Origin of the sequence: Amycolatopsis rhizosphaerae (assembly GCF_007713715.1) — a bacterium.
In the GTDB taxonomy this organism is placed as follows: Bacteria; Actinomycetota; Actinomycetes; order Mycobacteriales; family Pseudonocardiaceae; genus Amycolatopsis_E; species Amycolatopsis_E rhizosphaerae.
Window position 1 is genome coordinate 1 of record NZ_VJWX01000442.1, and the last position, 5915, is coordinate 5915.

Consider the following 5915-nt stretch of genomic DNA (forward strand, 5'->3'; position numbering starts at 1 on the left):
CTCGTCCGCGACCGGGACCGGGCCGATGACCAGCACCGGCCCGGTCGCGGACGGGATCTCGTCCAGGAGGGTGACGAGGTTGGCCGCGGAGCGGTCGGCGGGGACCCGCCGCCTGCCGCCCTCGACCATGGTGTCGTTGACCCCGAAGGAAAGCGCGATCGCGCTCGTGCAGCCGTGCGGGAACCGCGGCAGGCATTCCGCGCGCCAGCGGCCGAGCACGTCGTCGCTGGTGTTGCGGCGGATTCCGAGGTTGTAGGCGGTCAGCGGCGGTCCGGAGCGATGGGTGCGGGCGGCGACCCGCCCCGCCCAGCCGAGATGCTCGGGGTCCCCCACGCCCGCGACGAACGAGTCGCCGACGAAACACACACGAAGATCGGGCAACATTCGATCATTCTCCCGCTCACGCCGCCGGCGCGGCGATGCCGGCCGTCTGCAGTTCGCGCCAGTCCGGTACGCGGGGCGTGACCCGCAACCGCATACCGGCCTCCTCCGGCAGCCGATCGGCCTTGCGGGCGTTGCAACTGCGGGCACTGCCCCCGCAGGCGGCCACCGTGTTCAGCCACGAAGCCCGTTCACCGCCCCGGGACACCGGGACGATGTGGTCGACGGTGTCGGCGCGGTGGCCGCAGTAGGCGCACCGGTACCCGTCGCGCAGGAGCACCCCTCGCCGCGACCACCGGGGAGGATGGGTGTACCGCCACTTCATCACGACATACCGGACGAGGCGCACGATCTTCGGACGCGGGAACAGGCCGAACGGGCGGCCGTCCTCGGCCTCCTGGATCTCCGCCACCTTCCGCACGAGCATCCGTATCGCGTGCGGGACGGAGACGACGTGCAGTGGCTCGTAGGACGCGTTGAGCACGAGGACACCCACGATCACGCACCTCCCTTCACTGTTGTCGTACCAAGGGCACACGGCCATGGTCCGCCGTTCCGCGGGGGAAGGCGAACGTCCGGGCGCCGCTGTCGGGTGCCCGCGAGTCGAACGCGGTGTCTCCTGATCCCAAATCAGGTGGGTTCCCGTCTCCCTCGCACCCGTCTGCCGAATTGCGCGCCGAACCGGGGAAACGATTCTTCCTCTCGTTCCCGACCGGCGCGAAAAAGAAAGCCGCCCCGACCGGTCTCCCGGAGGGCGGCTCCTCGATCGAAGGAATTCCCAGGTCAGACCGGGTTGAGCCAGCGCATCGGCAGCTCCTGCCCGCGGCGGAAACCGCCGGCGGCAGGGCGCGGCGAAATAGCTTCGGCGCGCTCATGCTGATGCTTCATGCCGTCTCCCATCGGATCTTGTGCACCCATCATTGTGGACCGCGGGAAAGGGGTCAAACGCATTTCCGGCGCGGGCTCGGGGACGGGGATCAGCCCCAGAACTCCGCCAGAGCCGCCGCCTCCCGCCGCCCCTGCTCGAACCCGGCCTCGGCCGAGGCCGCGCGGACGGCGGGATCGAGCAGATTCGGCCCCATGGCCTCCTTCGAGGCCTCGTCGGGCCGTACCACCAGCACCCCTGAACCCCGCTCGCGCAGCAACGCGACCTGCTCGTCGAGGTCGGTGCTGCCCGGCAGCTCCATCACCTGGAAGACGACCACGCGGTCGCATCCGGCGGCGAGGTCGGCGTTCTCGCCCGAGCGCACCCCGCCGTCGACGTAGCGCCGGTCGCCGATGGTGTGCGGGGGCCAGGTCCCGGGCACCGCGCAGCTCGCCGCCACCGCGTCGACGAGGTTCACTCCGGATCGGCGGTCGAAGACGCGGACCCCGCCGGAAAGGGCGTCCACCGCGACGATCGCGAGATCGCGTTCGGGCCATTCGTGGCCGGGCAGCCGCGCTTCGATGACGGCACGGCGTTCGGCTTCGGGCACCGTCGGCGCGGCCAGCGCCATGGCGCCGAGCCGTCGGCGCAGATCCTCCGGGCCCTCGGCGGCCTCGTAGGCCTGGCCCCACAGGGCCATCACGGCCTCCGGGTCCAGTGCGGCGGGCAGCTCCGGCACCTGCAGGGCCGGATCGATCTGCCGCCGATACAGTTCGGGCAGGCTCAGAGGACCGGTGACCTGAGCGGCGACGGTGGCACCCGCCGACGTGCCGACGATCTTCTCCGCCGCGAGCAGCGACACGCCCGCCTCGGACAAACCAAGCAGAATTCCCGTTTCCCAGGCGATTCCGGCGACACCGCCACCGCCGAGCACCACACCTCGTCTTGTCATGATCACCATTCTGCTCGGGCGTCCTCGCCGGCACCCACCCGCGACCGAGCTCTATCATGATCATCGCTACCTCCGGCGGATCGTTCCGGCCGCCGGGGCGGGCTTCCCGCAGCACGTACACATCCCCGTCAGCCCTGATCTGCGCCGGGAGGCGTTTTGCCTTTCACGAACACGGCCGAGGCCCTCCACGCGTGGATCCACGGCTGGGCCGTTTCGCGCGGCGCGGCCGACCCTGTCCCCACTCCCTGGGGCTTCACCGTCGACGTCGGCCTCCCCGGGCACGTCGTGCGGCACGTACTGCCGGCCCCCGACGAAACGGCCGTCCGCAAGATCACCGGGAACACGACAGCACCCGGTATCTGGCTGAAAGCGCCGTTGCCGCCGGAAACGCTCGAACCCTGGCTCGCGCCCGGCTGGTCCCTGGCCGGCGGGCCCGGCTTCCTGATGTCCGCCCCACCGAGGGGCGCCCAGGCCGGGGCGCCACCGGCCCCCGCGGAGGGATACCGGCTGGACACCTGGACCCGGGCCGGCGTCGCGCGCGCCCTGGTCCGCACCGCGGACGGTGCTTTCGCCGCGCGCGGCCAGGCCGCCATCACCGGATCCGCCTTCGTCGTGGACCAGGTCGAGACCAGCCCCGCCCATCAACGCCGCGGTCTGGGACGCCTGGTGATGCACACGCTCGCCGACCTCGCGGCCGGACGGGGGGCCACGTCAGGTGTGCTGGTCGCGACCCCGGAGGGCCGGGCCCTGTACGAGACGATGGGGTGGCAGGTGCTGGCCCCACTGACCGGAGCCGTACGGAGCTGAGGACCGCTCGACAGCCGATCCCTGCCCCCGCCCGGCGGGTGCGAGGTGGATCACCCGGGCCGTCCGCTTACAGTGAAGGACATGAGCAAGCGCTTAGTGTCCCTCGGCGATTCCTTCACCGAGGGAGTCGGCGACGAAGATCCCACCCGTCCGAACGGTGTGCGCGGATGGGCCGACCGGGTCGCCGAACAACTCGCCCTCCGTGAGCCGGAGTTCTCCTACGCCAACCTCGCGATCCGGGGACGCCTCCTGGGGCAGGTGCTGGCCGAACAACTCGAACCGGCCCTCGCGCTCGAACCCGACCTGATCACCCTCTACGCCGGCGGCAACGATCTGATGCGCCCCAAGGTCGACATCGACGCACTCGCCGACGAATACGACCGCGCGGTGGGCCGCCTGGCCGAGACCGGGGCCACCGTCGTGCTGTTCACCGGCGTCGACGGCGTCGAAGACCCGCTGTTCCGCCGGATGCGCGGCCGCACCGCCATCTACAACGAGCACACCCGCGTCATCGCCGCCCGGCACGGGGCGCTCGTGGTGGACATGTGGGCCCTGCGCGCGCTGCGCGACCGGCGGCTGTGGTCGGCCGACCGGCTGCACCTGAACGCACTGGGGCACAACGAGATCGCCATCGCCGTGCTCGATGTGCTCGGCGTGCCGCACGAGCTTTCCCCCGCCGCGCTGGGGCCGCGGCCCGCCGTGCCGCCGCGTCAGCAGCGCGCCGAAAACCTGCGGTGGGCGAAGGAACACGCCCTGCCGTGGATCAAGCGGCGCCTGCGCGGGGAATCCTCCGGCGACACCCTTTCCCCGAAACGTCCGGCGCTCGCCCCGATGGAAAACCGGGCCTGAGGACTCACCGCGGCGACGGCCGCAGCCCGTCGACCACGATCTCCAGCATGCGCCGCCGCAGCGCCGGGTCACCGCCAAGGTGCTCGGCGCCGCGGGAGGTGCCGACCATCAGCGCGATCAGCTCGGTGACGCCGACATCGGACCGCACGGTGCCGGCGTCCTGGGCGCGCGTGAGCACGGTGCGCAACGCGCCGACGACCTCGTCCCGCACCCCGGCGGCCTCCGGCGCCCGGGTGCCCGCGGCCGCCAGCGCGTCGGTGTAGGCGTTCTTGGTCGCCGCCATCTCCACCCATTCCTTCAGGAAGGCGAAGAAGGCGCTGCCCGGGTCGTCCGCCCCGGCCCACCGGGTGGCCTCTGCGGCGAACCGGCGCAGGTGCTCCTGGAGCACCGCCTCCAGAAGCGCTTCCTTGGTCGGGAAATGCCGGAAGAGGGTGCCCACGCCCACCCCGGCCGCCTTCGCGACCTCCTCGGTCGGGGCGTTCATACCCTTGGCGGCGAACACCGCTTCCGCCGCGGCCAGCACCTTGGCCCGGTTCCGCCGGGCATCGGCCCGCAGTGGTTTCTCTTCCAGCACCCCGCCGATGGTAGGGGGAAATGTTTTCCCGCCCTGCCTGGACATCACCCGATCCGTGAACGAAGGTTATGGAAAAGGTGACGCCAGTCACAGGAGGCGTGGAACATGGTTCTTGGACGCAATGAGGCGAACAAGGTCATCCAGGCAGGAAAGACCGAACAACGGACACAGGTGCGGCGGGCGGCGGTGGCCAGCGCCATCGGCACCACCATCGAGTGGTACGACTTCTTCCTCTACAACACGGCCGCGGCGCTGATCTTCCCGCACCTCTTCTTCCCCGCGTCGAGCAGTTACGCGGGGGCCATGCAGTCCTTCGCCACCTACGCGGTCGGGTTCGCGGCCCGTCCCGTCGGTGCGGCGATCTTCGGCTACTGGGGCGACCGGGTGGGCCGCAAGGTCACCCTGGTGATCACCCTGCTGCTGATGGGGCTCGCCTCCGGACTGGTCGGTGTGCTTCCCGGCGCGAACACCCTCGGCATCGCCGCGCCGCTGATCCTGGTCGCGCTGCGGCTCATCCAGGGGGTGGCCATCGGCGGCGAGTGGAGCGGTTCGGTGCTGCTCGCGATGGAATGGGGCGACCAGCGCAAACGCGGTCTGCTCGGCAGTTTCGCGCAGATCGGGGTGCCCGTCGGCCTGGTGCTGGGCACCGGCGGGATGACGCTGCTGTCCTTCGTGCTCTCCGACGCGGCGTTCACCTCGTGGGGCTGGCGGATCCCGTTCCTGCTCAGCCTGGTGCTGGTCGGGATCGGCCTGGTGATCCGGCTGCGCATCCTCGAAACACCGATGTTCGCCGCGGTCGTGGCGCAGCAGCGCACCTCGCGGCGGCCCGTGGTGGACGCGGTGCGGCATCACTGGCGCGAGATCCTGCTCTCGGCGGGGCTGCGGTTCAGCGAGCAGATGCCGTTCTACCTGTTCACCAGCTATGTGCTGGTCTATGTGGTGGCCGAACATCACTATTCGAAGACGTTCGTGCTCAACGCCGTGCTCGTCGCGGCCGCGCTCGAACTGGTCACCATCCCGTTCTTCTCGCAACTGTCCGACCGCATCGGCCGCAAACGCGTGTACCTCACCGGCGCGGTGCTGACCGGGCTGCTGGCGTTCCCGTACTTCGCGGTGCTCAAGGGCGGCGGGTACGTGCCGATCTTCCTCGCGGTCGTCGTGTCGATGATCCCGCACGCCATGCAGTACGGGCCGCAGGCCGCCTTCATCGGCGAAAGCTTCCCGACGCACCTGCGCTACGGCGGCGCGGGACTGGGCTACCAGCTCGCGTCGGTGTTCGCCGGTGGTCCGGCTCCGCTGCTGGCGACCTGGCTGCTGCACGCGACGGGCACGCCGTACTCGATCTCGGTCTACATCGTGCTCGCCTCGGTGGTGACCGTGCTGTGCGGCGCGGCCATCGCGGACCGGTCCCGGGCCGACATCACCGACGAAGCCACGTATCTGCGCGCCTGATCCGGAAAAGACGGCGAGTGCCGTCCCCCTTGCGC

7 protein-coding genes are annotated in these 5915 nt (G+C 70.8%); 3 read left to right on the plus strand and 4 right to left on the minus strand.

Going from position 1 to position 5915, the window contains the following annotated elements:
- From FNH05_RS29970 to FNH05_RS29980, 3 genes are all read right to left on the minus strand, one after another.
- The coding region (locus FNH05_RS29970; protein WP_246128016.1) for a GDSL-type esterase/lipase family protein at positions 1-384 on the minus strand (384 nt) is incomplete at its 3' end.
- A 16-nt stretch (positions 385-400) separates the two neighbouring features.
- Positions 401-883, minus strand: coding sequence for an HNH endonuclease (locus tag FNH05_RS29975; protein WP_246128017.1), 483 nt, complete (start codon positions 881-883; stop codon positions 401-403).
- A 475-nt stretch (positions 884-1358) separates the two neighbouring features.
- Positions 1359-2198, minus strand: a complete 840-nt coding sequence (locus FNH05_RS29980; RefSeq protein ID WP_144592214.1) for a patatin-like phospholipase family protein — start codon at positions 2196-2198, stop codon at positions 1359-1361.
- A 156-nt stretch (positions 2199-2354) separates the two neighbouring features.
- On the opposite strand from FNH05_RS29980, the gene FNH05_RS29985 reads away from it, so the two are divergent.
- Both FNH05_RS29985 and FNH05_RS29990 read left to right on the plus strand, forming a co-directional pair.
- Positions 2355-3005: a GNAT family N-acetyltransferase gene (locus tag FNH05_RS29985; protein WP_144592215.1), complete on the plus strand. Its 651-nt coding sequence runs from the start codon at positions 2355-2357 to the stop codon at positions 3003-3005.
- 81 nt (positions 3006-3086) lie between these two features.
- Positions 3087-3854, plus strand: coding sequence for an SGNH/GDSL hydrolase family protein (locus FNH05_RS29990; RefSeq protein WP_144592216.1), 768 nt, complete (start codon positions 3087-3089; stop codon positions 3852-3854).
- Between the two features lie 4 nt (positions 3855-3858).
- Here the strand turns inward: FNH05_RS29990 and FNH05_RS29995 are convergent, their stop codons facing one another.
- The gene (locus tag FNH05_RS29995; protein ID WP_186382803.1) at positions 3859-4428 is read right to left on the minus strand and encodes a TetR/AcrR family transcriptional regulator; all 570 of its coding nucleotides are present in this window, start codon (positions 4426-4428) and stop codon (positions 3859-3861) included.
- 105 nt (positions 4429-4533) lie between these two features.
- Here FNH05_RS29995 and FNH05_RS30000 point away from each other — a divergent pair, with 105 nt between their 5' ends.
- A complete protein-coding gene (locus tag FNH05_RS30000; RefSeq protein WP_144592218.1) occupies positions 4534-5880 on the plus strand; it encodes an MFS transporter in 1347 nt (448 codons plus the stop codon).
- The last annotated feature ends 35 nt before the right edge of the window (positions 5881-5915 follow it).